Source organism: Mesorhizobium sp. M0037, from assembly GCF_040323635.1.
Classification (GTDB): domain Bacteria; phylum Pseudomonadota; class Alphaproteobacteria; order Rhizobiales; family Rhizobiaceae; genus Mesorhizobium.
In genome coordinates this window covers 116,026-142,188 of sequence record NZ_JAMYVB010000004.1, presented here as the reverse complement: position 1 = coordinate 142,188, position 26,163 = coordinate 116,026, and the positions used below count along the sequence as shown (strand labels likewise).

The 26,163-nt window shown below is 62.6% G+C and carries 30 protein-coding genes; 11 read left to right on the top strand and 19 right to left on the bottom strand.

The genetic code is table 11. From position 1 onward, the window contains the following. Position 1: 1 nt before the first annotated feature. From NKJ78_RS09210 to fabA, 4 genes are all read right to left on the bottom strand, one after another. Positions 2-1,555, bottom strand: coding sequence for a putative bifunctional diguanylate cyclase/phosphodiesterase (locus tag NKJ78_RS09210; protein WP_023738183.1), 1,554 nt, complete (start codon positions 1,553-1,555; stop codon positions 2-4). 183 nt (positions 1,556-1,738) lie between these two features. Then, positions 1,739-2,551 carry an enoyl-ACP reductase FabI gene (gene fabI, locus NKJ78_RS09205; protein ID WP_023669564.1) on the bottom strand — a complete coding sequence of 271 codons (813 nt, stop codon included), beginning with the start codon at positions 2,549-2,551 and terminating at the stop codon, positions 1,739-1,741. A gap of 34 nt (positions 2,552-2,585) precedes the next feature. Next, positions 2,586-3,806, bottom strand: coding sequence for a beta-ketoacyl-ACP synthase I (fabB, locus tag NKJ78_RS09200; RefSeq protein WP_352459197.1), 1,221 nt, complete (start codon positions 3,804-3,806; stop codon positions 2,586-2,588). Positions 3,807-3,929: 123 nt separating this feature from the next. Then, a complete protein-coding gene (gene fabA / locus NKJ78_RS09195; RefSeq protein ID WP_023738185.1) occupies positions 3,930-4,445 on the bottom strand; it encodes a 3-hydroxyacyl-[acyl-carrier-protein] dehydratase FabA in 516 nt (171 codons plus the stop codon). Between the two features lie 345 nt (positions 4,446-4,790). Between fabA and irrA the strand changes: the two genes are divergently transcribed. Next, the gene (irrA, locus tag NKJ78_RS09190) at positions 4,791-5,222 is read left to right on the top strand and encodes an iron response transcriptional regulator IrrA (protein ID WP_352459195.1); all 432 of its coding nucleotides are present in this window, start codon (positions 4,791-4,793) and stop codon (positions 5,220-5,222) included. A gap of 10 nt (positions 5,223-5,232) precedes the next feature. Further along, on the top strand, positions 5,233-5,592 hold the full coding sequence (locus tag NKJ78_RS09185) for a DUF4260 domain-containing protein (protein ID WP_352459194.1): 360 nt from the start codon (positions 5,233-5,235) through the stop codon (positions 5,590-5,592). A gap of 13 nt (positions 5,593-5,605) precedes the next feature. Here NKJ78_RS09185 and NKJ78_RS09180 read toward each other — a convergent pair whose 3' ends face one another. Continuing rightward, positions 5,606-6,163, bottom strand: coding sequence for an SH3 domain-containing protein (locus NKJ78_RS09180; protein ID WP_023669569.1), 558 nt, complete (start codon positions 6,161-6,163; stop codon positions 5,606-5,608). Between the two features lie 157 nt (positions 6,164-6,320). Between NKJ78_RS09180 and NKJ78_RS09175 the strand changes: the two genes are divergently transcribed. Then, positions 6,321-7,322, top strand: a complete 1,002-nt coding sequence (locus NKJ78_RS09175; RefSeq protein WP_352459193.1) for a 2-hydroxyacid dehydrogenase — start codon at positions 6,321-6,323, stop codon at positions 7,320-7,322. Positions 7,323-7,334: 12 nt separating this feature from the next. Here NKJ78_RS09175 and NKJ78_RS09170 read toward each other — a convergent pair whose 3' ends face one another. The 6 genes from NKJ78_RS09170 to dnaN are packed head-to-tail and all read right to left on the bottom strand — an operon-like array spanning position 7,335 to position 12,596. Next, positions 7,335-7,748, bottom strand: coding sequence for an aconitase X swivel domain-containing protein (locus tag NKJ78_RS09170; protein ID WP_352459192.1), 414 nt, complete (start codon positions 7,746-7,748; stop codon positions 7,335-7,337). Further along, complete coding sequence (locus NKJ78_RS09165) at positions 7,732-8,997, bottom strand: aconitase X (protein WP_352562421.1); 1,266 nt, start codon at positions 8,995-8,997, stop codon at positions 7,732-7,734. The genes NKJ78_RS09170 and NKJ78_RS09165 overlap by 17 nt, the downstream gene beginning before the upstream one ends. Then, a complete protein-coding gene (locus NKJ78_RS09160; RefSeq protein ID WP_023826816.1) occupies positions 8,994-9,482 on the bottom strand; it encodes a GNAT family N-acetyltransferase in 489 nt (162 codons plus the stop codon). Before NKJ78_RS09160 ends, NKJ78_RS09165 begins: the two co-directional genes overlap by 4 nt. A 4-nt stretch (positions 9,483-9,486) precedes the next feature. Continuing rightward, positions 9,487-10,242: a molybdopterin-synthase adenylyltransferase MoeB gene (locus NKJ78_RS09155; protein WP_352459190.1), complete on the bottom strand. Its 756-nt coding sequence runs from the start codon at positions 10,240-10,242 to the stop codon at positions 9,487-9,489. 31 nt (positions 10,243-10,273) lie between these two features. After that, positions 10,274-11,419 (bottom strand): DNA replication/repair protein RecF, encoded by a 1,146-nt coding sequence (gene recF, locus NKJ78_RS09150; protein WP_023669574.1) that lies wholly within the window; start codon positions 11,417-11,419, stop codon positions 10,274-10,276. Between the two features lie 58 nt (positions 11,420-11,477). Further along, entirely contained in the window at positions 11,478-12,596 is a 1,119-nt protein-coding gene (dnaN, locus tag NKJ78_RS09145) for a DNA polymerase III subunit beta (RefSeq protein WP_023669575.1), read from the bottom strand. Here dnaN and NKJ78_RS09140 point away from each other — a divergent pair. Beyond that, a complete protein-coding gene (locus tag NKJ78_RS09140) occupies positions 12,595-12,870 on the top strand; it encodes a hypothetical protein (RefSeq protein ID WP_155922476.1) in 276 nt (91 codons plus the stop codon). The two genes, dnaN and NKJ78_RS09140, sit on opposite strands and share 2 nt — an antisense overlap. Positions 12,871-12,897: 27 nt before the next feature. Here NKJ78_RS09140 and dnaA read toward each other — a convergent pair whose 3' ends face one another. Next, positions 12,898-14,442: a chromosomal replication initiator protein DnaA gene (dnaA, locus tag NKJ78_RS09135; protein WP_031195619.1), complete on the bottom strand. Its 1,545-nt coding sequence runs from the start codon at positions 14,440-14,442 to the stop codon at positions 12,898-12,900. A 569-nt stretch (positions 14,443-15,011) separates the two neighbouring features. Between dnaA and NKJ78_RS09130 the strand changes: the two genes are divergently transcribed. Continuing rightward, positions 15,012-15,263, top strand: coding sequence for a hypothetical protein (locus tag NKJ78_RS09130; protein ID WP_155921597.1), 252 nt, complete (start codon positions 15,012-15,014; stop codon positions 15,261-15,263). Between the two features lie 26 nt (positions 15,264-15,289). Here NKJ78_RS09130 and rpsT read toward each other — a convergent pair whose 3' ends face one another. The 4 genes from rpsT to NKJ78_RS09110 form a co-directional block, all read right to left on the bottom strand. Beyond that, complete coding sequence (gene rpsT, locus NKJ78_RS09125; RefSeq protein WP_023681995.1) at positions 15,290-15,556, bottom strand: 30S ribosomal protein S20; 267 nt, start codon at positions 15,554-15,556, stop codon at positions 15,290-15,292. 159 nt (positions 15,557-15,715) lie between these two features. After that, positions 15,716-16,489 (bottom strand): enoyl-CoA hydratase, encoded by a 774-nt coding sequence (locus tag NKJ78_RS09120; RefSeq protein WP_352459189.1) that lies wholly within the window; start codon positions 16,487-16,489, stop codon positions 15,716-15,718. A gap of 41 nt (positions 16,490-16,530) precedes the next feature. After that, entirely contained in the window at positions 16,531-17,421 is an 891-nt protein-coding gene (gene mutM, locus NKJ78_RS09115) for a bifunctional DNA-formamidopyrimidine glycosylase/DNA-(apurinic or apyrimidinic site) lyase (RefSeq protein WP_352459188.1), read from the bottom strand. Beyond that, the gene (locus NKJ78_RS09110) at positions 17,414-18,652 is read right to left on the bottom strand and encodes a phosphopentomutase (protein ID WP_352459187.1); all 1,239 of its coding nucleotides are present in this window, start codon (positions 18,650-18,652) and stop codon (positions 17,414-17,416) included. Before NKJ78_RS09110 ends, mutM begins: the two co-directional genes overlap by 8 nt. 175 nt (positions 18,653-18,827) lie before the next feature. On the opposite strand from NKJ78_RS09110, the gene NKJ78_RS09105 reads away from it, so the two are divergent. After that, complete coding sequence (locus NKJ78_RS09105; protein ID WP_352459186.1) at positions 18,828-19,781, top strand: PhnD/SsuA/transferrin family substrate-binding protein; 954 nt, start codon at positions 18,828-18,830, stop codon at positions 19,779-19,781. 25 nt (positions 19,782-19,806) lie between these two features. On the opposite strand, the gene NKJ78_RS09100 is transcribed toward NKJ78_RS09105, so the two are convergent. The 3 genes from NKJ78_RS09100 to NKJ78_RS09090 all read right to left on the bottom strand — a co-directional run bounded on the left by NKJ78_RS09100 (position 19,807) and on the right by NKJ78_RS09090 (position 21,663). Next, positions 19,807-20,442 carry a TadE/TadG family type IV pilus assembly protein gene (locus NKJ78_RS09100; protein WP_352459185.1) on the bottom strand — a complete coding sequence of 212 codons (636 nt, stop codon included), beginning with the start codon at positions 20,440-20,442 and terminating at the stop codon, positions 19,807-19,809. Positions 20,443-20,467: 25 nt separating this feature from the next. Beyond that, complete coding sequence (locus NKJ78_RS09095; protein WP_031196259.1) at positions 20,468-21,085, bottom strand: TadE/TadG family type IV pilus assembly protein; 618 nt, start codon at positions 21,083-21,085, stop codon at positions 20,468-20,470. Positions 21,086-21,240: 155 nt separating this feature from the next. Further along, entirely contained in the window at positions 21,241-21,663 is a 423-nt protein-coding gene (locus NKJ78_RS09090; RefSeq protein ID WP_023681988.1) for a pilus assembly protein N-terminal domain-containing protein, read from the bottom strand. Between the two features lie 345 nt (positions 21,664-22,008). On the opposite strand from NKJ78_RS09090, the gene NKJ78_RS09085 reads away from it, so the two are divergent. The 5 genes from NKJ78_RS09085 to NKJ78_RS09065 all read left to right on the top strand — a co-directional run bounded on the left by NKJ78_RS09085 (position 22,009) and on the right by NKJ78_RS09065 (position 26,146). After that, positions 22,009-22,179 carry a Flp family type IVb pilin gene (locus NKJ78_RS09085; RefSeq protein WP_023681987.1) on the top strand — a complete coding sequence of 57 codons (171 nt, stop codon included), beginning with the start codon at positions 22,009-22,011 and terminating at the stop codon, positions 22,177-22,179. Positions 22,180-22,328: 149 nt separating this feature from the next. After that, complete coding sequence (locus tag NKJ78_RS09080; RefSeq protein WP_023703464.1) at positions 22,329-22,847, top strand: A24 family peptidase; 519 nt, start codon at positions 22,329-22,331, stop codon at positions 22,845-22,847. Positions 22,848-23,052: 205 nt separating this feature from the next. Beyond that, a complete protein-coding gene (cpaB, locus tag NKJ78_RS09075; protein WP_023681985.1) occupies positions 23,053-23,865 on the top strand; it encodes a Flp pilus assembly protein CpaB in 813 nt (270 codons plus the stop codon). Next, complete coding sequence (locus NKJ78_RS09070; protein WP_023681984.1) at positions 23,862-25,394, top strand: type II and III secretion system protein family protein; 1,533 nt, start codon at positions 23,862-23,864, stop codon at positions 25,392-25,394. The genes cpaB and NKJ78_RS09070 overlap by 4 nt, the downstream gene beginning before the upstream one ends. Before the next feature lie 14 nt (positions 25,395-25,408). Next, positions 25,409-26,146 carry a CpaD family pilus assembly protein gene (locus NKJ78_RS09065; RefSeq protein WP_023681983.1) on the top strand — a complete coding sequence of 246 codons (738 nt, stop codon included), beginning with the start codon at positions 25,409-25,411 and terminating at the stop codon, positions 26,144-26,146. Positions 26,147-26,163 lie beyond the last annotated feature (17 nt).

Here is a 26,163-nt window from a genome sequence, read left to right as displayed (position 1 = left end):
CTCAATGCATGCTGACGATGCGCGCCGGCTCGTGGACGGGAATGGTCGGTCTGATATCGCCAGGCTTGATCTTGAGCGGCGCCGGCCTGCCGAACAGATAGCCCTGCACCATCTCGCAACCAGCTGCTCGCAAAAGCGTCGCCTGGTTCTCGGTCTCGACGCCTTCGGCGATGATGCCGACGCCGAGCGCCCGCGACAGGCCGACGATGGTAGAGACGACGGCGCCCGAATTGGAATCGGTGTCGATGCGGCTGACGAAGGAGCGGTCGATCTTCAGCTTGCCGAAGGCGAAGTCGATCAGGTAGCTGAGATTGGAATAGCCGGTGCCGAAATCGTCGACGGCCACCGAAATGCCCATGTCGGCAAGCTGCTGCAGGATGGTGGCGGCGCGGTCGCGGTCCTGCATCATCGCCGTCTCGGTCACTTCGAGCTCCAGCCGCGACGGCTTGATGCCGGTGCTGGCCATCGTATCGCGCACGATGCCGACGAAATCCTTGGTCATGAACTGGACCGGCGAGATGTTGACGGCAACGAAGCAGTCCTCGGGGAAATGACGGGCATCGCTGCAGGCCTTGTTCAGCACCCAATTGCCGATCGGGTGGATCATGCCGGTCTCTTCGGCGATCGGAATGAATTCCATCGGCGGGATCATGCCGCGTTCCGGGTGCTTCCAGCGGATCAGCGCCTCGTAGCCGACGATACGGCCGGTCGGCAGGTCGAGCTGCGGCTGGTAGTGAAGGTCGAAATCGCCACGGACGAAGGCGATGTGCAGTTCGGATTCGATCCAGTGGCGGTAGTCGGCGACCTGGCCCATGTCGGAATGGAAGACCGACCAGTTGCCCACGCCGCCGGCGCGGGCATTCTGCAGCGCCAGGTTGGAGTGGCGCAGGATGAGGACCGGATCGACGCCATCCTTTGGCATCGCCACGATGCCGACCGACAGGCCGACCGACTGCAGGTGGGAATCGAGCTGGTACGGCTTCAGCATCTCCTCGATCATGGTTTCGACGGTGCTTTCCATGGACCTTTGGAGTTGGTGTTCCCAGACAAGGATAGCGAACTCGCCGGCGCCGATGCGCCCCATCACCGCGCCTTCGGGCATGCAGGCCTTCAACCGCTTGGTGAAGCCGCGGATCAGTTCGTCGCCATGGCTGTAGCCGATCGCGTCGTTGATCTGCTTGAAGCGGTCGATGTCGATGTCGATGAGGAACACCGGCTCACCGGTCCTGATCGTCGCGGACGCCGCGTCGGCAATCCTGCCGACCATCGCCGGCCGCGCAAAAAGCCCGGTCAGCTTGTCAAAATGGGTTTCGTTGAAAACGTAGTCCACCGATTCATCGACGCCGGCGAAGAAGGACAAGGCAGCACCGGCGGCGGCCAGCGCGCACAGCGCCGACGCGATGCCGATCATGGTTTCCGCCTGCATGCCGGCAAAGCCGTCCCCGAAACCATGCCGGAGGCCCCAAAGCCCAAGGATGAAACTGCCAAGGCCCGAACTGGCGACGGTGAGCAGCCGGAACACAGGTGTCCGCTTCGGGTTGCTGACAGCAGGCATTGCTCAGTCCCTGTCGCATGATCCCGAAATCAACTCGACTTTCGGGAATATCAAGCGCAAATTCATAAAGGCTAAAGCATCCTTTGCGCCCAGCAAGAACGCGCAGAGCCCAAGCCTATAGGACTTCTAGCGGATATCTCCTTAAAATGAGTTTCCGCCGATGCATCTAATTTTACTGGTGAGTTAATCGCGTACGCTGTCGGTCTGCTTCAACTCATCCAGGGTTGGCATCGACACGATGTGATAGCCGGAATCCACATAATGGATTTCGCCGGTGACGCCTGACGAGAGGTCGGACAAAAGATAGAGCGCCGAGCCGCCGACCTCGTCGATGGTCACCGTGCGGCGCAGCGGCGAGTTGCGCTGCTGGTAGGAGTACATGTGGCGGGCGTCCGAGATTCCGGCGCCGGCCAAAGTACGCACCGGTCCCGCCGATATGCCGTTCACCCGGATGCCGCGCGGGCCATAATCGTTGGCGAGATACCGCACGCTGGCTTCCAGCCCGGCCTTGGCGACGCCCATGACGTTGTAGTTCGGCATGACGCGGACAGAGCCGGCATAGGTCAGCGTGATCATCGCGCCGCCTTCGCTCATCAGCGGGGCGGCATGGCGGGCGACCTCGGTGAAGGAGTAGCAGGAGATGACCATGGTGCGGACGAAATTGTCGCGGCTGGTGTCGGCGTAGAGCCCTTTGAGCTCGTTCTTGTCGGAAAAGCCGATGGCGTGGACGACGAAGTCGAGCCCGCCCCATTCCTTGCCGAGCGTCTCGAAGGTGGCGGCGACCGATGCGCTGTCCTCGACGTCACAGGGCACCACCAGAGACGCGCCAAGCTTCTCGGCAAGCGGCTTGACGCGGCGCCCGAATGCGTCGCCCTGATAGGTGAAGGCAAGCTCCGCTCCGTGTTCGGACAATTTCCTGGCGATGCCCCAGGCGATCGAATGATCGTTGGCGACGCCCATGACAAGCCCGCGCTTGCCCTTCATCAGTCCGTCCATGGCCGGCAATCCCCCTACAAAAAAAACGCTGGCCTTATGCGGAATAGCGCTGGAAAATCAGCGTTGCGTTGGTGCCACCGAAGCCGAACGAGTTGGACAAAACCGTGTCGATCCTGGCGTCGTCGATGCGCTTGCGCACGATCGGCATGCCCTCGAATTCGGGATCGAGGTTTTCGATATGGGCGCTCTCGCCGATGAAGCCGCCTTGCATCATCAGGATCGAGTAGATCGATTCCTGTACGCCGGCGGCACCCAGCGAATGGCCGGTCAGCGACTTGGTCGAGGTGATGAACGGCATCTTCTCGCCGAACACCTCTCGGATGGCGCCCATTTCCCGGGAATCGCCGACCGGCGTCGAGGTGCCGTGGGTGTTGATGTAGTCGACCGGCGTGGACACCGTCGCCAGAGCCTGGCGCATGCAGCGCACCGCGCCTTCGCCCGACGGCGCCACCATGTCGTAACCGTCCGACGTCGCGCCATAGCCGACGATCTCAGCGTAGATCTTGGCCCCGCGCGCCTTGGCGTGTTCGAGCTCCTCCAGGATGAGGACGCCCGCGCCACCCGCGATGACGAAGCCATCGCGATTGGCGTCATACGCGCGTGACGCTGTTGACGCCTTGTCGTTATACTTCGACGACATCGCCCCCATGGCATCGAACAGGTCCGACATCGTCCAGTCGAGGTCCTCATGGCCGCCGGCAAACATCACATCCTGCTTGCCCCACTGGATCAGTTCGTAGGCGTTGCCGATGCAATGCGCCGAGGTCGAGCAGGCCGACGAGATCGAATAGTTGACGCCGTGGATCTTGAACCAGGTGGCGAGCGTCGCCGACGCGGTCGACGACATCGCCTTCGGCACCGCGAACGGACCGATGCGCTTGGGGCTGTTGTTCTTGAGCGTGGTCTCGGCCGCCTCGACGATGGTGCGGGTCGAGGGGCCACCCGAGCCCATGACGATGCCGGTGCGCTCATTGGTGATGTCGCTTTCGCCAAGCCCGGCGTCGGCGATCGCCTGGTCCATCGCGACATGGTTCCAGGCCGCGCCCTGGCTCAGGAAGCGCATGGCGCGCCGGTCGATCATAGGGGTCGGGTCGAGCGTCGGCGCACCCCAGACCTGGCAGCGGAAGCCGTGTTCGGCGAAGGAATCTGAGAAGCTGATGCCTGATTTGGCATCATGGAGCGAGGATTGCACCTCGTTGGCGTTGTTGCCGATCGACGATACGATGCCGAGGCCTGTGACGACGACCCTTCTCATTCGCAACTCCTTCCAGCGGATGATCCCGAAACCCTAGTCGGTTTTCGCCGGCGATCATACGCAAAATCAAAATGCCGCAGCGGCGTTGCGTCTCGGAAGAACGCGCCGCTGCAGTGGCGCCGGTCAGGCGGCCGATTGCTTGGACAGCCCCACCTTGAGGTCCGTCGCAGCGTATATGGGTTCGCCGTCGGCCTTAAGCCAGCCATCGGCGATACCGAGCACCAGGCGTCCACGCATGACGCGCTTGAAATCGATGCCGTATTCCACCTTCTTGACCGAAGGCGTCACCATGCCCTTGAACTTGACCTCGCCGGTCGACAGCGCCATGCCCTTGCCCGGCTCGCCGAGCCAGCCGAGGTAAAAACCCGTCAATTGCCACATGGCGTCAAGGCCCAGGCACCCCGGCATGATCGGATTGCCGATGAAATGGCAGGCGAAGAACCACAGGTCCGGCTTGATGTCGAATTCGGCACGGATGAAGCCCTTGTCGTAGGCGCCGCCGGTCTCGCTGATCTCGGTGATGCGGTCGAACATCAGCATGGGCGGGTAGGGTAGCTGGGCGTTGCCGGGCCCGAACAGCTCGCCGCGGGCGCAGGCGAGCAATTCCTCATAACCGTAGCTGGATTTCGAACCCGCCATATGTCTCGTCCCCATAATCGTCCCGGGCGGTGGGGCGCCCTTGTCGTTGGTTTCCTAACACAATCCCATTCGGGCCGGAAACCGGCGTTTGCGCTTAACCCGCCCGTCTGCCCGGGTCAATGCGCGCTCTCGCATCGGCCTGGAAATCGATTCCGATTTCCAGAAAGCACGATGCTACGCCAAAAGTGATAGAGCGCATTTGGTGCGTCCAACTGGCCGCACGTCGCTCTATTGATCGTATTCCGCCAACAGAATATATGTCGGGAGGTATCCAGTTTCGGCCGATGACGTTTTTTCGCCACTCTGGGCGTGTCTTGAGGCAGAACTGTGGGCTTGGACGGATAGATGGATCGGGGCTGCCGGAAGGAAAATGTCGCTGTGGACAAGCGGGTTCGCGAAGCCGGCCTCAGGCCGACACGCCAACGCATTGCGCTGGCCGATCTGCTGTTTGCCAAGGGCGACCGCCACCTTTCGGCCGAGGAACTGCATGAAGAGGCGGTCGCCGCCGGCGTGCCGGTCTCGCTCGCCACCGTCTACAACGCGCTTCACCAGTTCACCCAGGCCGGCCTGCTGCGCATCCTGGCAGTCGAGGGGTCCAAGACCTATTTCGACACCAACACCTCCGATCACCATCATTTTTACATCGAAGGCGAAAACAGGATCTTCGATATAGAAAGCGGTCCGGTGACCGTCTCCAACCTGCCGGAGCCACCCGCAGGCATGGAGATCGCCAATGTCGACATCGTGGTGAGGCTGCGCCCGAAGCGCAGCGTTTAAGCCCCAACCCGTGAAACCTGTCGATTTTGCAATCCGGCTCGAATGGGTTGCGGTCGCGGTCGTGGCTATAGTCGCCTATGCCGCGTCAGGCGTTTCCTGGTGGCTGTTCGCCCTGCTTATCCTGGCGCCCGACCTGGCGATGCTGGGCTATCTCGCCGGGGCACGGATCGGCGCTGTCGCTTACAACGCGTTGCACATATTGATCGTCCCGCTGTTGCTGGCCCTCGCCGGATATTTTCTGGCCAATTCGACGGCGACCGCGATTGGTCTGATCTGGATCATCCACATCGCCGTCGACCGCGCGCTCGGCTACGGTCTCAAACTGTCGACCGGTTTTCAGGACACCCATCTCGGCCGTATCGGCCGTTAGGCCTCCAGCAATCTCAATTCTTGACGTGCTCGCCGGGATAGGCGCCCCACACCTGCGACTGGGCGATCCAGCCGGTGTGGCCGTCGAAGGTCATTTCGCACCACTGGCCATCGCAGGTTTTGATCGTGCCCGTAACGCCCGGCTCGATGATGGCGATGACGCTGGCGTCCTTATCGGCATCGTCGAGCAGATTGATTCGGCCACCTTTGGTGCGTTGCCAAGGGGCGACGATCGCGGTCCGTCGGCCCGACAGCAGCGACTGGTTGATCCAACCCTCCGAGCCATCGGCATCGCGCACCCGCCGCCAGGTATCGAATTCCTGGATGATTTCCATCGGCAGGCCGGCCTTTGTGTACATCCAGTCGACGGAATAGTTGGCGCCGGGGCCAACGCGCGAGTTGACGCGAGCCGATTTCAGGCTGACGAAACGCGGCAGCGGCAGGCCGCTCGGCCCGAGCGTGACCGTCTGCACAGGTGCGGCGGCACCTTGCGCCGCGGCTTGCGGGGAATGCAGGAGAGCGCCGAGAAGCGCTGCGCTGAGGATCAGGCGAAGCGACGCGAAACCAGACACTTTCATTCCTTTCGGCGCGTGCCCTTTGGCCCGGGCGCCCCTTTTTCTTTGTCTTCGGCGGCACCGCTTGTTACAGGAGTGGCAGGCACCGCGACCGGTATTCAGTTTCGCCTGTCTTGGTTAAAGAGGTCTCAACGAGATCGGGTTCGAGGAAACAATGGCAGGCAAAAAACGGCCTCTCGTCGTCATCACGCGCAAGCTGCCCGATCCGGTCGAGACCCGCATGCGCGAACTCTTCGACGCCAGGCTGAATGTCGAGGACCGCCCGATGACGCAGCCGGAGCTGGTCGCGGCGATCAAGGAAGCCGATGTGCTGGTGCCGACCATCACCGACCAGATCGATGCGGCGCTGATTGCCCAGGCCGGCGACAATCTCAAGCTGATCGCCAATTTCGGCAATGGCGTCGACAAGATCGACGTGGCGGCGGCGGCCAAGAAAGGCATCACCGTCACCAACACGCCGAACGTGCTGACCGAAGATACGGCCGACATGACCATGGCGCTGATGCTGGCCGGCCCGCGGCGGCTGGCCGAAGGCGCCAATGTGCTCACCAGCGACAAGAAATGGGCCGGTTGGTCGCCGACCTGGATGCTCGGCCGGCGCATCTGGGGCAAGCGCCTCGGCATTGTCGGCATGGGCCGCATCGGCACCGCTGTTGCCAAGCGCGCAAAGGCTTTCGGCCTGTCCATCCACTACCATAACCGCCATCGCGTGCTGCCGGCGGTCGAGGAAGGGCTGGAGGCGACCTACTGGGAAAGCCTCGACCAGATGCTTGCCCGCATGGACATCATCTCGGTCAATTGCCCGTCGACGCCGGCGACCTTTCATCTGCTTTCGGCGCGGCGCCTGGCTCTGCTTCAGCCCACCGCCTATTTGGTCAACACCGCGCGCGGCGACATCATCGACGAGGAAGCGCTGGTCAAGCTTATCCAGGACGGCAAGATCGCCGGTGCCGGCCTCGACGTCTACGAGCACGAACCGGCGCTGAACTCGAAACTGCTGAAGCTTGCCGCCAAGAACAAGGTCGTGCTTTTGCCGCATATGGGCTCGGCCACGATCGAGGGCCGCATCGACATGGGCGAGAAGGTGATCATCAACATCCGCGCCTTCTTCGACGGCCACCGGCCGCCGGACCGCGTGCTGCCGCTACGGACTTGAAGCGGGCCGCGTTCAGGCTGCGGTTGTGAGGGCCCCATCCGCCGCGACACTCACACGCTTGCCGCGATAGGCCTCAAAAGCGTCGCGCCTGAGCCTGAGCGCTACCGGCGTCCGCCAGCCCATTTCCCTGGCCACAATCAAGCCAAGCAGCAGGATCGCGTCCGGCTCGTGCAGCACGAGTGCCGTCGGCGCATGGCCATTGTGGACGAGTTCCATCAGCACGGCTGACGCTGAGGACGAGCCGATCGTGCCGGGCAGGAACAGCACACGCCCGGAAATGGTCTCGCCATGCTGCGGGTGACGGACATCGGCGATGCGGCCACTCTTCGGGTCGACGCCGCCCCAGAAGCTGATCGGCGCGGTCAGCACCAAGGCCAGCCCTTCGCCTCCGCTGCCCGGCACCAGGATTTCATCGACGGCGCTCATGCGGCGAATCCGTAAACCTCGGCTTACCCAAAACGGCGCTTTCGACGCAGTCGGCCAGCGAGCCGTAAAGCACGGCGTAGCCGGTATTGCCCGGCGCGTAGTGCGCGAACTTTCCCGAATTGGTCATCAGCACGCCGTCGGCCAGATCCGGCAGGATCGGCGTCACCACCACGCAGGTGTCGGCGACGATGATGACGCCGCTGGCTTCGAGCATCTTGCGGTTGCCGTTCTGCTCCAGCCTGGTGAGCACGTGGCGGCCGGTGCAGGCGTAAATCGGCACGCTGAGCCGCCGCCCACCAATCAGCCGCTCAAGTGCATCGAATTCGGCCAAAGACAGATGCGGACTGCCGATCGCCACCGCATCGATGGCGGTCTGCGTGGCTGCCGTGGACAGGCCTGCGCGGGCCTTCATGGCCATCTCCGGCGTTACGCGGATCATCGTTTCCGGCCTGCCGCCCACCAGGATGGTCTCGGCGTCGGGCGCCTCGGGCGTCACGCCGGCAATGTGGAACAGGCCGACGGCGCCCGACGATGCCGCCGCCGCGCCGAAGGCCTTCAGCGCATCCTCGCCGGGATGGCTGGATATGCCGGTGACGACGCCGACCGCATTGCCGACCTCACGGCCGTAGAGGTTGCCCAGCACCGGCCAGGCGATCTCGGATCCAAGGAACGAGGCGGAGAGGCCGGACACATCGAACACCAGCCGTGCCTGCCGGTTCTCGGGGCGATGCAGGCCGTAATCCGGCGCGCGCCCCGATATGGCGCACGCGATGTCGAGGAAGTCGCCATAGCGGTTGGTGCGTGCCCCCAGCACCGAATTGCAGAACACCACCGCGTTGGATTCACCCCAGGCGACATCGCTGCCAAGCGCCGGCCTGTGGCCGGCCTGATAGGGCGCGCAGGTCCAGCTCTGCTCGCAGCCAAGTTTGCGGTAGGCCTCCATCATTCGTCGCGCCATGCCGCGCGCCGGCTCTTCGAGGCGCACGCGCGAGCAGCCCATCAGGTCGAGCGCGCCGACATTGAGCGTCGAGCGCACCGCGACCCTGGCGCCGCCATCGACCAGCCTTTCGGCAAACAGCGTGCCGGAATCGCCGTGATAGAGCGCGCCGTCTATATGCGTCGAGGCGATCGGGATCAGTCGCGGCGCGCCGAGCAGCGCAGCGCTTTCGGCAACGATGCGCATCGCCATCGCCGCCCCGTCATGGCCGGAGGCGATTGTCTGCTCCTGTGCGCTGAGGGCGAGGCTCACGCGAACTCCTTGCGCATGGTGATCGAGGTCGGCCGGTCATAACCGTCATGCGCCGTGCGCGCGGTTTCGCGGAAGCCGAGACGCGCAAAGGTTGCGTGATTTGCCGTGAGCTCGACCCGCGTCTGCAGTTCGATGGCGGGTTTGTTGCGGTTGCGGGCAAGATCCTCGACAGCCTGCATCAATCGTCTGCCGATGCCTTGGCCCTGAAGCCCGAGTTCGACGGCGAGCTTGCCGACATAGAAATCATCGGGTCTCTCCAGCGCAAAAACGCAGCCTGCGATCTGGCCGCCCTGCAGAGCCACGAACACCGTTTCCCGCCCAGCCTTGTCCCTCAGGCTTTCGACGCTCAGCAGATGCGCAGAGGAGGGCGGATCGATGACGCCGTCCATCGGCGCAAAGGAATGCATGATCAGGCTGAGCAGTTCATCCCAGCGCTCGAAATCGGAGGCGAGCTGCGTAACAAGGACGCTGGTGGACTGATCCATGCGGTCAGTTTTTCTTGTAGCGGATCGTGTCGAAGCGCGCCGACAGCGCATCGTAGAGCAGCAGCCGGCCGACCAGTGGTTCGCCGATGCCGGTGATCAGCTTGATGGCTTCCATCGCCTGCAGCGTGCCGACGACGCCGGTCAGCGCACCGACGACCCCGGCCACCGCGCAGGACGGCACCAGCCCCTCTGGCGGCGCTTCGGGAAAGAGGTCGCGATATCCAGGGTTCGGTCTGCCGTCGGCGCCGGTGCCGAACGGCATCAACACCGTCACCGAGCCGTCGAAGCGGCCGACGGCGGCATGCACGAGCGGCCGCTTTTCCGCCGCGCAGGCATCAGCCACCACATAGCGCGTCTCGAAATTGTCGGAGCCGTCGACGACCACGTCGTAGCGCGTGACGAGGACGGCAGCATTGTCGGCCGTCAGCCTGAAACCGTGCAATTCCACCGCGACATGGGGATTGATCCGGGCGACCGCTGCTTTGGCGCTCTCGGTCTTCGCCGTGCCGACCGTATCGGTGGCGTGGATCACTTGCCGCTGCAGATTGGACAGCGAGACAATGTCGTCATCAACGATGCCAAGCGTGCCGACGCCCGCGGCAGCGAGATATTCCAGCACCGGCGCGCCGAGCCCGCCGGCGCCGATGACCAGTACCCGGGCCCGCTTCAGCCTCTGCTGGCCGGCGCCGCCGATCTCGGGCAGCACGATGTGGCGGGCATAGCGTTCGAGTTCTTCGTCGGTGAGGGCGGCAGGGGTCATTGCCCGACCATATAGCGGAGCAAAAACCTTGTCAGGTCTCTTCGGTTGGCCCAACCGTGCCGTGGTCGACGGTGAGGAACTGCGCGCGTCCCCTCAGGCTGGAAAACAGCGCGGCGTCGGTTCCGGTCATGAAGGCCTGGCAGTTCAGCTCCTCCAGGATCGAGAACAGCGCGGCGCGCCGGCCGGCATCGAGATGCGCGGCAATCTCGTCGAGCAACAGGATCGGCGTCATCGCCGACATCTCGCCGGTCAGCCTTGCGTGCGACAACACGATGCCGACCAGCAGCGCCTTCTGCTCTCCGGTCGAGCAGAGTTCGGCCGGCATCGCCTTGGGGCGGTGGCGCACCAGCAGATCCGAACGGTGCGGGCCGTCGAGCGTGCGTCCGGCGGCGCGGTCGCGCTCGCGGCCGTCGGCAAGGGCGTCGCGATAGCGTTGCTCGACATCCACAGCGGGTGCTGAGGCGACATGGCTTTCAAGGTCGCCGAAGAGGCTGATGTCGGCCTGCGGAAACGGCCCGCTGGACGGCAACCTGTCGATCATGGCGGCCAGCAGGCGCACCAGCTCGGCGCGCGCCGCGGCAATCGCCACGCCGGTTTCGACCATCTGCATCTCGATGGCGTCGAACCATGCGCCGTCTCGCGAACCTTCCGTAAGCAATCGGTTACGTCCGCGCATCGCCTTCTCATAGTCGAGCGCGCGCTGGCCGTGGCCGGGATCGATCGCAAGCACCAGCCTGTCGAGAAAGCGCCGCCGGTCCGCGGCAGGCCCCGGGAACAGGCCGTCCATGGCCGGCGTCAGCCAGACCACGCGCAGCCATTCCAGCATGGCGTCGGCCGACCGTGCCGGCGCGCCATTGATGCGCACCTTGCGACCGCCCTCGCCGGCCGCTTCACCCCCGGTGATGCCGGTGCCGATCTCGACCTGCCCCTCCGGCCCGTCGAGCCTTGCGTGGAGCGCAAAGCCGCCATCGCCGCCTTCGCGGGCCACGTCGACATAGGGCGCCCGGCGCAGGCCGCGGCCAGGCGTCAGCAGCGAGATGGCTTCCAGGAGATTGGTCTTGCCGGCGCCATTGTCGCCGGAAAACACCACCGCGCCGGGTGAAAAGCCGATCGACAACGCCGCATAATTGCGGAAATTCGTAAGTGTGAGCTTACTTATGTGATTTTGTTCCGGCAACCGCTATCCGCCTGTAGAAGTCGCCGCAATCACTATGCTGCAGTGTGCCGCAGTGCGGCTACACCCGCATCGGCATCAGCACATAGAGCGCGGTCTCATCGGCCATGTCGTGGATCAGCGTCGGCGAGCCGGCATCGGCCAGCATGAACTTGGCTTCCGTGCCGGTGAGTTGAGCAGCGACGTCGAGCAGATATTTGGCGTTGAAGCCAATCTCGATCGGGTCGGACGAATAGTCGGCCGCCAGCTCCTCGGTGGCGCTGCCCGAATCCGGATTGTTGACGGCAAGCGTCACCTGGCCTTCGGTGATCGAAAGCTTCACCGCGCGGCCGCGCTCGGAGGAAATGGTCGAGACGCGATCGACGGCGGCGGCGAAGCTCTGGCGGTCGATGATCAGCTTCTTGTCGTTGCCGGTCGGAATGACGCGCTGGTAGTCCGGGAAAGTGCCGTCGATCAGCTTCGAGGTCAGAACCACGCTGCCGATGGTGAAGCGGATCTTGGTGTCGGACAATTCGGTGGTCACCGCGACATCGGGATCGTCGACCAGCTTCTGCAACTCGCTGACCGTCTTGCGCGGAATGATGATGCCCGGCATGCCTTCGGACCCGGCCGGAGCGTCGATCTCGGCGCGCGCCAGGCGGTGACCGTCGGTCGCCACCGAACGCAGCTTCAGCTTGCCGCCAGTTTCATGCGTGTGCAGGTAGATGCCGTTGAGATAGTAGCGCGTCTCTTCGGTGGAGATGGCGAACTGGGTCTTTTCGATCAGGCCTCTCAGGGCGACGGAATCGAGCCGGAAGATGTGTGAGAAGGACCCCGCCGAAAGCTCCGGGAAATCGGACTGCGGCAGGCACTGCAGGCGAAAGCTCGAGCGGCCCGACGTTACCGTCATGGCGTTGCCGTCCTCGTCGGTCTTCAGCATCACTTCGGCGCCGTCGGCCAGCTTGCGCACGATGTCGTAGAGCAGGTGCGCCGGAACCGTCGTCGCCCCGCCGCGCTCGACCTTTGCCGGCGTCGCTTCGGTCACTTCGAGGTCGAGGTCGGTGGCTTTCATTTCAAGGCTGGCGCCCTCGGCGCTGAGCAGCACGTTCGACAGGATCGGTATGGTATTGCGCCGCTCGACCACGCGATGAACGTGGTTGAGCGACTTCAGGAGATTGGACCGTTCCAGGATAACACGCATGACGAAACAGGCTCGCTTGAATGAATGGACGGGTCACCAGTGGGCGGCGCCCCGCGAAAGGTCTGAACAGGCTCAGAATCTATGCAAACTGACAGGAAAAAGCCAGCAAACGCAAGTCCGGGCCACCGGTTCGCGCCGGTTAAGCGGGCTTTCTGGGGATAAAGCGGACGTTGGCCGGCAACCGATGCATGTCGCCGAAAACTGCGCAGCGGTTTTGGGACAACGACATGCATCAAAACAAGAAAATTTAAAGCGCGACGACCGAATACTCTAACCCGGCGCGCTCCGTTTGCCGCGCCGATCAGGCTTGGTCGTTGATCAGCCTGCGCAACAGTTCCAGTTCCTGCGCCAGCGTGTTGTCGACGCCGGAAAGGTCCTCGATCTTGCGCACCGCATGCAGCACCGTGGTGTGGTCGCGGCCGCCGAACCGCCGGCCGATCTCCGGCAGCGAGCGCGGCGTCAATACCTTCGACAGGTACATGGCGACCTGCCTGGGCTTCACGATGGTGCGCGTGCGCCGGTTGGACAGCAACTCGGTCTTCGACACATTGTAGTGGCGCGCCACGATGCGCTGGATGTCCTCGATGCGCACCCGCTTCGGCTCGCCAGAGCGATAGATGTGCCCCAGGATCTCGTCGATGCGGTCGATGGTGATCGCCGGCTCGAACGACTGACGAAACAGCAGTTGGTTGAACGCGCCCTCCAGCTCACGACCGCTGCCGGTCACCGTGCGGGCGACATGGTTGAGGATCTCCTCCGAAATATTGAGCGATGCATCGTCAACCTTGGCGGTGGCAAGCCGAAGTTTGAGCATGCCGATGCGCATGGCGAAGTCCGGCGCCGACATTTCCAGCGCGACACCGCCATTGAGGCGCGAGCGCACCCGCGGTTCCAGCGATTCCAGTTCCGACGGCGGCCTGTCAGCGGCAACCACCACTTGCTTGGCACTGTCGAGCAGCATGTTGATGAGATGGCAGAATTCGTGCTGGATCGACTTGCCCTGCAGGAACTGCATGTCGTCGATGATCAAGAGGTCGATGTCGCGCAGCTGTTCCTTCAGCGTCAGCGCATTGTTGTCGCGGATCGCGGTGGCGAAGCGCCACATGAAATATTCGGCCGTCAGATAGACGACGCGCGATTTCGGGTTCTGTTTCAGGGATTCGGCCGCAATCGCCTGCAAAAGGTGCGTCTTGCCGAGCCCGACGGTCGCATGAAGGAACAGCGGGTTGAAGCGCACCGCGCTCGACTGCGATTCCGCCACGGCTTTGGCTGCGGCGAAAGCCACCCGGTTCGACGGGCCTTCGATGAAGGAGCCGAACGTGTAGCGCGGGTCGAGCGGCGACCCCAGCACATTGTGCCGGAATTCGCTCTCGATCGGCGTGCCGGGACGAGGGGCGGGCGCCCGCTCCACCCTGCCGGGGCCGACCGTGCCGGCCGCCAATGCGGTCTGCGTATGCTTGGTCATCTTGCGCGCCGGCACGGCCTCGGGTTCGACGCCATTGCGGGCAGGACGGGTCGCGGTGCGCACGACCATCTCGATCTTGAGGATTTCGGGATCCTCGTGCTTCCACAGATCGGCGATGAGATCGAGATAATGGCCATTGATCCACGAGCGCAGGAAGGCCGTGGGCACCGAGATGCGTACAATGCCCCGGGAAGCCTCAGCCACCTTCATACGGCCGAACCAGCTCGAATAGACCTCGGTTCCCAGGCGCGCCTTCAACTGGGCCTTGACCCGGTCGAACTTCTGTTCCGCGTCGCTGGAAGCCGCCATATCGTGCGCTCCGACCAATGTTCCGGGAAATGGCAGGTCGCCCGTAAGCTCCCGCTCGATGCCGCTCTGCATGATTGTGCGTCCCTTTTCCTTTGTACCTTTTTTCCGCCGGGAGTGCGCCTCCTGCACCCATGTTTCCGGCGACCGTATCTTCGCTACAACACCACCGCCGCCGCCGGCGGATGACGTTGCCTCGTCAGAATGGGATCGGTCCCGGCTGCTTAAGGCCAGTCCGTCTGACATGTTCGGGCAAAGCGGTGCTACCCGGCGAAAACGCCGGTGCGCCATCAAGCTGCCATGTACAATTACGCCAGTCCCCTATCGTATCGAAAAGGCAAGCCATACCCGTTCGCGGAATTGATCCACGTCATGAATTCTGCCACTGTTAGCTGGCCGATTCAGGCTGGGTTAAGGGCTAATGGCCCGTCCCTTTCGATAGATCGACATTACCGAAATCGCTGTGGATAGGGCAAGGCCACCTCTAACGGATTTTTAAGAAATCTGGTTAGTGAACAACGGTTCGGGCTCCGTGCTGGAAGCGCATATTTTGACAAAGCCATTGGGATTCAAACCCTTTTGCCGCGAATATGAAAATGGCTGTGCGGTTTGAAATTTTCTGAAATAATTCGCTTGACACCAACTTGCTGCCTATCGCCCACAGGCGATGTGAACAAGCTGTGGATCACTTCCAGCAAGTCGTTGAAAAATATCAGCAATTTGTGACAGCCAAATTTATTGGCGTGGGCCGTTTCGGCGGATTGGAATATCAGTGGGAGTGTATGTGCCGGCAAAGCATTCCAGACTCTGGAATGCGGCTCGGGCGTGCTTTGCGGCCGTTCTTTTTAAGTGCTTGCCGGCAAACGAAAAAACCCGGCGCGATTGGCCGGGTTTGAAAGAACGACAGTTCAGGAACGGTCGATCAGGCCGACAGCACCTTGAGGCGGTGAGCCAGACGCGACACCTTGCGCGATGCCGTATTCTTATGGATCACGCCCTTGGTCGCGGCGCGCATCAATTCCGGCTCTGCGGTCTTGAAGGCTTCCAGCGCGGCTGCCTTGTCGCCGGCAGCCAGTGCCTCTTCGACCTGGCGAACATAGGTACGCACGCGCGAGCGGCGGTTCTTGTTGATCGCTGCGCGGCGGGCGATCTTGCGCGTTGCCTTTTTGGCCGAGGATGTATTGGCCATGATGCCTCTCTTCTGATCTGGTGGGCGCATGCGGGATGCCGCAGGGCGCAAAAAACAAACGGGCAGCCAACGGCCGCCTCGGTTGGAGCGGCTTATAGTTCAGCTTTTCCGGCGCGTCAACGCCGCTTTGGCTTCTTTTTGGTCCTCGCCGCCGCCACTCTAGCGATTGGTGAAATTCGGCTTCCGCTTCTCGGCAAAGGCGGCCATCCCTTCCTTCTGGTCATCGAGCGCAAACAGCGAGTGGAACAGCCGGCGTTCGAAGCGCAGTCCCTCGGCCAGCGTCGTCTCGTAGGCGCGGTTGACTGCCTCCTTGGCCATCATCACCGATGGCAGCGAAAACTCTGATATCCTGGCCGCGGCCTTCATCGCCTCCTCGATCAACTCGCTGGCCGGTACGACGCGCGACGCCAGGCCGCTGCGCTCGGCTTCGGCGGCATCCATCATCCGTCCGGTCAGGCACATGTCCATGGCCTTCGATTTGCCGACAAAGCGGGTCAGCCGTTGCGACCCGCCCATGCCGGGAATGACGCCGAGCGTGATTTCGGGCTGGCCGAATTTCGCCGTGTCGGCGGCAATGATGAAATCGCACATCATCGCCAGTTCGCAGCCGCCGCCCAGGGCATAGCCGGCGACCGCCGCGATCATCGGCTTGCGCGCGCGGGTAAACTCTTCCCAGCCGACGAAAAAATCCTGCACATAGGCTTCGGCGTAGGTGACGGCCTGCATTTCCTTGATGTCGGCGCCCGCCGCAAAAGCCTTCTCGGAACCGGTGATGACCATGGCGCCGATGCCGGGATCGGCGTCGAACCCCTTTGCCGCCGTCAGCAAATCCGCCAGCACCTGCGCGTTCAGCGCGTTGAGCGCCTTGGGCCGGTTCAGCGTGATCAGGCCGACCTTGCCGCGCGTCTCGACGATGATGGTTTCATAGCTCATGGGCTGGCCTCCTGATTGCGGCACTGAAGGACCTGTCTAGCTTACCGCTGACAGGTCCGGCAATAAAAGGTCGAGCGGCCGCTTTGCACGATGCGCTCGATGTGGCCGCGACAGCCGGGCGTCGGACAGGGCCCGCCTTCGCGATCGTAGACCGCGAAGGAATGCTGGAAATAGCCCAGCGACCCGTCTGTGCGCACATAGTCGCGCAGCGAAGACCCGCCGGCGGCGATCGCATCGGCGATCACCGAACGGATTGCCTCGGCCAGTCGTTCGCTCTGTTCCTTGGCCTTCTTGCTGGTCCCGGCGATGGTGCCTGCCTCGCGCAATGGCGAAAGGCCGGCGCGCCACAGCGCTTCCGACACATAGATATTGCCGAGCCCGGCAATCAGCTTCTGGTCGAGCAGCGCCGCCTTCAACGGCGATCTGCGGCCCTTCAGCAGCGAGGCGAGCAGGGCGCCTTCCAGCGCATTGCCGGTCGGCTCGACGCCCAGTCCCGCCAGCATCGGATGCGCGTCAGCCAGGCCTTCCGCAAACAGCATGAAGCCGAAGCGACGCGGGTCGTTGAAGACCACGCGAGACTGGACGCCGACAGGCGACACGACATGGAACACCACATGGTCGTGCTTGGCATCCTTCGAGCGCTCTTGATAGAACGTGCCGGGCGTCTCTTTGTCATCAGCGGTCTCAATGCGGAACGAGCCCGACATGCCGAGATGGCAGATCAGCACCGGGCCACCGTCCAGGTGTATGGTGAGATATTTGGCGCGGCGGCCAAGCGCGGTGACGGTCTTGCCGGTCAGCCGCTGCGCAAATTTCGCCGGAAACGGAAATCTGAGATCGGGCCGGCGCGCCTCGACGCGCACGATCCGCGCGCTTTCCAGAACCGGCTGCAGGCCGCGCCGGACGGTTTCGACCTCGGGCAGTTCAGGCATGGCCGCCTATCGCCGCATGGAAGGAAGCGCCGTGGCGGCCGCGCGCCAGCTTGAGGTGTTCGGCGACCGTCTCGCCGATATCGGCGAAGGTGGTCCTGAGCCCGATGTCGCCGCCCGTGAGACCCGGTGCGATGCCGATGACCGGGATGCGTTCGCGCGTGTGGTCGGTGCCACGCCATGTCGGATCGTTGCCATGGTCGGCGGTGAGGATGAGCAGATCGCCCGGCTTCAGCTTTGCCAGTGCCTCGGGCAGCCGGCGGTCGAAGGCTTCGAGCGCCGCGGCATAGCCGGCGACGTCGCGGCGATGGCCGAACTCGGTGTCGAAGTCGACGAAATTGGCGAACACCAGGTCGCCGTCGCCGGCATCGTCCATCGCGCCCAGCGCCTTGTCGAACATTGCCATATTGCCGGGCGCCTTGCGTACTTCCGAGATACCGCGGTGGGCGAAGATGTCGCCGATCTTGCCGACCGCGATCACCCGGCTGCCGCGCCCGGTCAAGCGGTCGAGCAGCGTCGGCTCAGGCGGCGGCACGGCGTAGTCATGGCGGTTGTAGGTGCGCTCGAACGTGGCTGATGTTTCGCCCAGGAAAGGCCGTGCGATCACCCGTCCGATCTTCAGCGGGTCGACCAGCCGGCGTACCGTCTTGCAGAACTCGTAGAGCCGCTCCAGGCCGAAATGAACTTCGTGCGCTGCTATCTGCAGGACGGAATCGACCGAGGTGTAGCAGATCGGCTGGCCGGTGCGGATATGCTCCTCGCCAAAGCGCTCGATGATCTCGGTGCCGGGTGCATGGCAGTTGCCGAGAATGCCCGGCACCTTGCCCTCGCGGATCATCGCTTCGGTCAGTTCGGCAGGGAAGGCGGGCACCTTATCGGGGAAATAGCCCCAGTCGAACCGCACGGGCAGCCCGGCGATTTCCCAGTGACCCGACGGCGTATCCTTGCCGCTCGAAATCTCCTGCGCGGCGCCGTGGAAAGCGGAGGCTGAAACAGCGGCTTTGCTGTCGAATTGGAAGCCGGTTGCGGTTTCTGCTGCGCGGCCGAGACCGAGCGAAACCATGGTGGGCACCTTCAGCGGTCCCTCGCGCAGGCCCTCGCGATCGGCGCGGGCTTCCGCGCAGGCCAGCGCGATATGTCCGAATGTGTTCGAGCCGGCGTCGCCATAGCGTTCGGCATCGGCGGCGCCGCCAATGCCGAAAGAATCGAGAACGAAGAGGAAAGCGCGTGCCATCGGTGCCGTCATTGCCAGTCTGGTTGACCAGACATAAGGTCCCGTCGCGGCATTGGCAAATCGTAAACCAGGCGGCAACGGCCTGGCGCGATAGTCGCGAAGTCGGGCAGGCGTGGTGTACGCATCCTTGAGACATGCGATGCGCTTCAAGGAACGGCGTGCGGGGCATGGATCGATGAGACGGGCTGACCTCGGTTGGAGTGCACTGGCGACCACTGTAGCGCTGCTGGCCTCGCAGCTCGCCGCGCACGCCGACTGGCGCGACCAGATCGGCACGTTTCGGATCGGCATCGTTGCCGAGCCGGGCGCTGGCAACACGGTTCCGGGTCTGGCCTTGCTGACTGACGCCTACGGCAAGGCGCTCGGCATGAAGGTGGAATTCGTCGTCGCGCATGACTATGCGGCGCTGATAGAGGCACAGGCCAATGGCCGGATTCAGTACGCGGTCTATTCGGCGACCGCCTACGCCACCGCCTCGGAGCGCTGCGGCTGCGTCGAACCTCTTGTGGCGCCGGTCGATGCCGACGGTGCCACGGGCATCCGCTCCGTGCTTTTGACGCGCGACGGCAGGCTTTCCGATCTCGCGGCCCTGGAAACGCACAGCATCGCCATGGCGCCTTCCGACAATGTCGGCGGTTCGCTTCTACCGCTCGCCGGGCTGGCGGCCGACGGCATCAAGATCAGCCAGGATGCGCCATTCCTCGCTCATGCCGGCTCGGCTGCCGCCGCAGAAACTATGCTGGTCGATGGCCAGGCCGATGCCGTGTTCGGCTGGGAGCGGGCCACGGCGGAAAACTGGACGGCGATTGCTGGCGATCAGCCGGCTGATCCGGACGGCACGGCGGCGCGACTGGAGGCGGCGGGCATTCCAGAAGCCGCGCTCCAGATCATCTGGACCTCCGGCGTGCTCAGATACGGCCCTCACGCCGTCCGCAGCGATCTTGACCCCGAAGCCAAACGCCGACTGACGGTCTTCCTCACCAATCTCAGATCGCAGTCGCCGGAAATCTACGATTTCGTGGAATCGAAACATGCGGGAGGGTTCACGCTCGCCGCTGCGAGTGACTATGCGATGGCCGCTTCCATCGTGCGCCTGGTGTCGGGCAGCACGGACAGCAGCGCGCAATGACCCGGGTTGAATGGGTAGAACTGCTTCAGCAATTGCTGCAGGGGATCGAGGTGGCCCGGCGCGGCCTGAGATAGTAGGTTTCGCTCATCGTTATTTTGCCTTCGTTGAAGGCCGAGATAAATCCGAGCGGCTTTTCGGCGCTTTCCGACCAGGAGATGATCGGTTCATATTTGAGAGTGGTTTTGACACGAATAAGGAAAGTCCCCGCAACGTTGAGCGTCGCCGGAACAGTTGTGGAGCTTGTCGGGTTGGAGTCGCGGCTCGTGACCCCATTCAGCACGCGCCAGGACCACGCCACCTTCGCCTTCGGTGTCGGTTTGCCCGGATCGGCTTCGATGTCGATTGCTGTGATGAAGATATCGGCGACTGAGCGGTTATAAGGCTGAAGGCTGGAGTTTCCGATTTTCATAATGTCGGTGAGATCTGCATTGACCACCGACGTTTGCTGCGTGACGAGGTCGGCAACCATGGAGCTGATGCGGCTGACCTTCTTGCTGGTCTCGATGGCTTGCGAGGCCTCCATGGTAACGAAATACATGATCAGCAAGACGGGCACGATGAGGGCAAACTCGACCGCCGCTATGCCCCGCCGATCGGCACAAAACCGCGCCGCTCTCTTCCAGATAACCGATATCCACGGATGTGCCCCCGCACGAGACATGCCCTTTTCCTTTGCTACACGTGCCTCAGTTGTCGAATGGCTCGTTTTGCCACGTTGCCGTTGCGTAATGCAGCGTCTTGCCGCCATCCATATTCGACATGTATTGAGCCATGAAATCGGTCATGACCGGCCAAGGGTAGAAAACCCGCAGCATGTTCTTTGATTCTGCCGGACCTATTGTGGGGGTCCCGAAAGCCGGGTCCTTGCCTGTATCCGGATCCTTGCCCGTCAGCGTGATGGTCGAGCCGGAAATCTTGAAACCCGCACTGGCTGCCCCGGCAAAGGTCTTGAACGGGCGCAGATCAACCAGCAAACCGGGGCAACCCTTGGCGACAATGATCTCGAGTCTGGCGCAGACCCTACCCTTTAGCTTCTCTTCCGTCACATCGGCTTGCCTCAACTGGCCAGTACGCAATTGACGGGCGATATCATCGGTGATGTTGGCCATCACCTCCTGTCCGGCAAATGAAATGCAGCTCTCGAGGATGGCGAAGACGAGAGCCGCAAACGGTAACGCAAGCATGGCGAATTCTATCGCCGTGCCGCCGCGCCGATCACCAAGGAAACGACGGGCAAACGTCACGCGCCCTGCCTTGGCCTTGCAGATCTTGCGTCTTGAATCCTCGTCCAAAACGTCGCCCATATCCCGTTCCTGCCGATCCTGATGCGGTACCGTCGGCACCACTATCAAGAACCCATTTAGCTCCGGTTTGAATGACCGTTAAATTCGACCAGGCGACATTAACCGGCCGCTAACCGACGCGGCTCTCCCCCAGACAATCAAGTCACCTGAGGCGCTTACTGCCCAGCGCTCATCTCGGCCTCGGACGACTTTTCCGAGTCGCTCTTATACGAGCTTTCGCAATAGGGCGTGCAGGACATGGTCTGGACCGAGGCGCGCCTGTAGATACGCACCGACGACGCGTCCTGGCGCACCACGGTCACCTGCTCGTCGACGATCGGGCTGCCATCGTGGTCGAGGACAACCAGATTGGTCACGCCGAACCCCTTGCCCGTCAGCACGATCGTCGATGCATCCTGGACGGAGGCGTCGGCGATCGCCGGATTGCCGACGACGATGGTGTCGGCGGGGCGTGTCAGTTTGACGATCTTGGCCTGGTTCATCGTCACTTCGATGCCGGCTCCGGCCTTGGCCGGCAGCACGAAAGCCGGGACGGCGAGAAGCGCGACAAGCAGGAATGACGATTTCATGGCGGTCATCGAGGCGCTCCACAGCGGCAAAACTTGTTCACGGAACATGAAGGAGATTGGTGAACCAACGGTTAAACCCTTGACCGGCGCCGGGTATTCGCTCCAATCTTGCTGCCAGCTAATATAACAATGCGTCCTGCCGATAGCCGTGAAATTACAGCTTTTCACGGGCAGGCGAGCTACTGTCCAGCGTTTAGTTTACGGTTAACCACGCAAGCTGTTCGAAGCGGGAAAGGAATCGGTAAGGCTGTTTATTAAGCCGATTGAAAGAGCTTCTCCGTAGATTAGCAGCATCCGATCAACCACCACAGAAGTTGACGGAAGTGCTGTAACACGTGGAGTAGGAGCTCTCGAATGTCTAATCTCATCGCACGTTTCGCGAAGGACGAATCCGGCGCGACCGCTATCGAATACGGTCTGATCGCCGCTCTCATCGCGCTTGCCATCATTTTTGGCGCTGGTCAGCTCGGCAACGCCCTGAACAACAAGTTCATCGCCATCGCCGGTAAGGTGAGTGGTTCGTAATACCCTGGTTGCCTTAGAGATAGGGGCCGCCTGACTGGCGGCCCTTATTTCATCGCGTCGGGTGGTTTTGAGTAACCCAGTCTCATCGATCGTTAATCATATATGTCTAGGCTGAGGCTGGATACAGTTGGCAACAGGGTGTCGCGCCCATGCTCGAAGCGTTGATCTTCGTCATCTTTCCTTTTTGCATGCTCTTCGCCGCGATCTCCGACATGCTGTCGATGACGATCGCCAACCGCGTACCGGTGCTGCTGCTGGCGGTGTTTGCGCTGGTTGCGCCGCTGACGGCCATGGACTGGGCAACCTATGGCTGGCATTTCGCCGCCGGCGGCCTGGTGCTGGCCGTGACGTTCGGTCTGTTTGCACTCGGCGGCATGGGTGGCGGCGACGCCAAGCTGCTCGCCGGCACCGCCGTCTGGATGGGGTTCAACATTCACCTTGTCGAGTATCTCGTGATATCGACGTTCATCGGCGGACTGCTGACGCTCGCCATCCTTCTCTACCGGAAATCGCCGCTGGCGATTTACACCAGCCACAATCTATTCCTGCGCCATTTCGCCGACGACACGACTGGCGTTCCCTACGGCATTGCACTCGGCATTGGCGGGCTGCTGACCTATCCGGATTCACCCCTGATGGTTTGGGCACTGGCAAAGCTGGCGAACTGAAACAGCAAGCAACCTTTGCCGCTCCGACATCGGTCTGAAAAGAGGCCGCTGGTCGCCCTTTCTGTCGTCGGAGCACGGGTCCGTCCAATTTATGTAAACCTTAAATTAATCACGATCGTAAGCATTGCATTAACCTTGTTTTGACGATTGCCGCTGCAAAGTCCGGCCTGGCTAGGTGGTTGCCTAAAGGCGAGGGTTCGGACAGATGCCAGCATCCCGACTGATTATTCTGGGCGTGGCGGTGGCTGCGGCGGGTGGTGCAGGTTATGTCGCCAAGAATATGGTGGCGGTCCCGCCCCAGCAGGTCGTCGCCGATGCCCCGCAGGCGCCGGCCATTGCCTTGCAGGATGTGCTCGTGCTTTCCGGCGACGTGCCGATGGGCAGCCCACTTGAGAACAATCTCAGCTGGGAGTCCTGGCCGTCCGATGGCATCAATGCGAATTTCATCACCCGTGCCGCCGAACCCGAAGCGCGGGAGAAACTGAAGGGCTCCGTCGCCCGCATGGCGATGTACACCGGTGAGCCGCTGCGGCGCTCCAAGCTGATCGGCGAGGGGCAAAGCTTCATGTCTTCGATCCTGCCCACCGGCATGCGTGCCGTCGCCACCGCGATCTCGGCTGACACGTCGGCAGGCGGGTTCATCCTGCCCAACGATTTTGTCGACGTCATCATGACCCGCAGATCCGACACCGGCAACGGCGGCAGCGGATTCACCACCGAGACCATCCTCAAGAACATCCGCGTCCTGGCGATCGATCAGACCATCCAGGAGGACGAGGAAGGCAAGAAGACCAGGGTCGGACAGACGGCGACGCTGGAGCTGACGCCGCAGCAGGCCGAGATCATAACCGTCGCCCAGCAGATGGCCGATCGCCTGACGCTGGCGCTGCGCTCGATCACCGACAACAAGGAAAAGGGTACCGATGAAGCCGACTACCTCGTTTCCGGCAGTGGGCGGCGCGGAACGGTGCGGTTGATCAAATCGGGCGAAGTTTCCGAAGTAGGGGCAAGGAAATGAGGTTAGTCGCTAAACTGCCGGTCACCATGGCTGCAGCCGTCGGCCTGCTTTTCCTCGGAGCCCATGCAAGTGGCCTCGGCGACGCCAAGGCCGCCGGAAAGAGCGTCGGGGTCACGGCCTCGACCGCCACGCAACGTGTCAAGCTCGGCCTCAACAAATCGGTCGTCATCGATCTGCCGAGCGACGCCTACGACATCCTTGTCGCCAATCCCGCGGTCGCCGATGCGGTGACCCGCACCGCAAGGCGCATCTATCTGTTCGGCAAGTCGGTGGGCGAAACCAACATCTTCGTCTTCGGTCCCAATGGCGAGCAGATTGCCAGCCTGGATCTGGCCGTCGAACGCGACGTCGCCGGATTGGAAGACTACCTCAAGCGCTTCCTTCCGAATGCCGAGATCAAGGTCGAATTGCTGAACGACAACGTCGTCCTGACCGGGACGGTGGATACGCCGCTCGATGCCAAGCGCGCCGTTGATCTGGCAACCATCTTCGTGTCCGGAGGTGAAGCGACGACGGGCCAGTATTCGCAGACCGCGGCCGGCGGCAATGCCAATGGCGGCGTCGACATCAACAACCCGGATGCCGAACGCCGGGTCTCGAAGATCGTCAACCTGCTACAGATCATCGGCGACGACCAGGTGACGCTGAAGGTGACCGTGGCCGAAGTCAGCCGCTCGGTGATGAAGCAGCTCGGCGTCAACATGGTTGGCAGCGGCAGCATGGACGGCATCGCCTACGGTGCGCTGAGTTCGCCCAACTACGGTTTGGGAAAGCCGCTTTCGCAGAATTCAGGCTTTAACTTGGGCGGCAGTGGCCTCAAAGCCTACATCAATGCCATGGAGCAAAGCGGCGTCATGAAGACGCTTGCAGAACCGACCCTCACCGCGGTTTCGGGCGAGAAGGCAACGTTCAGGGTCGGCGGCGAATTCAATCTCATCACGGCACGTACGAACAACGTTTCGACCGACAACCAGACCGGCCAGGTCACCTACACCAACGAAAAGCTGGAATACGGCATAGGCCTCGAGTTCCAGCCCGTTGTGCTGTCGGCGGGTCGGATCAGCCTCAAGGTCAGAACATCGGTTTCGGAGCCGACCTCGGAAGGTGCTACCACCCTGGAAGGCGGCGGCAGCTTGCCCGGCCTGACGCTTCTGTCGATCCGCAAGAGACTTGCCGACACCACCGTCGAATTGCCGTCGGGCGGTTCGATGATGATTGCCGGCCTCGTTCGCGACGACGTCCGCCAGGCTGTATCGGGCTTGCCCGGCCTGACCAAGATCCCGGTGCTCGGCACGCTATTCCGCAGCCGCGATTTCGTCCGCAATGAAACTGAACTGGTCATCATCATCACGCCTTATCTGGCTCGGCCGGTGGCGCGCAACGACCTGGCTAAGCCGGACGACAATTTCAATGCCGCCGGCGATGGTCCGGCCATGTTCCTTGGCCGCGTCAACCGCGTCTACGGCACCATGCAGACCGACAAGCCCAACGGCCGCTACCACGGCGTTGTCGGCTTCATCTACAAGTAAGCGGGGAAGCGGACATGTCTCAGTCAGCATCAAAGGTACTGGCGATTGCCGCAACGGCATGGTCTGGCCGTGGCCGGATCCGCCGATCGGCAATGCCGATCCTGGCGGTCGCGATCGCCGCCTCGCTTGCCGGTTGCGCTAAGCGCGACAGCATCACGGTTGGGGCAATTCCCGATGATTATCGCACCACGCATCCGATCGTAATTGCTGAGAAGAACCAGAAGCTCGACCTCCCGGTCGGCGCCGGCGATCGCGGCATGACCGGCTCGCAGCGCGACACGCTTCTGGGCTTCCTCGACGGTTACGACAAGAGCGCTGCCCCGGCGCTGACGATCGCAACCCCGATCGGCTCGGCTAATGAGGTCGCGGCGACTGCCGCGGCGCGCGATTTCGCAAGGCTGGCGGTTGCCAGCGGCATCAAGCTAAACCGGATCGTGGTGACCTCCTACCAGTCGGTTTCCCCGGAAGCGTCGGCGCCTATCCGCGTTTCCTATATTTCGGTGAGAGCCCAGACCGACAAATGCGGGCGCTGGCCCGAAGACATCCTCGAAACCTCCGAAAACAAGCACTACGCCGATTACGGCTGCTCGTCTCAAAACAACCTCGCCGCGCAACTCGCCAATCCGACCGATCTGCTCGGGCCAAGAAAGTCGTCCGACATCGACGCCGAGAACCGCGGCGCGGTGATCGACGTCTACCGCGGCAGAGGTATTTCGGACGAGTTCCTCGGCAATTCGGAAGTGACGTACTAGGAGCGCCGGTCCCGCGT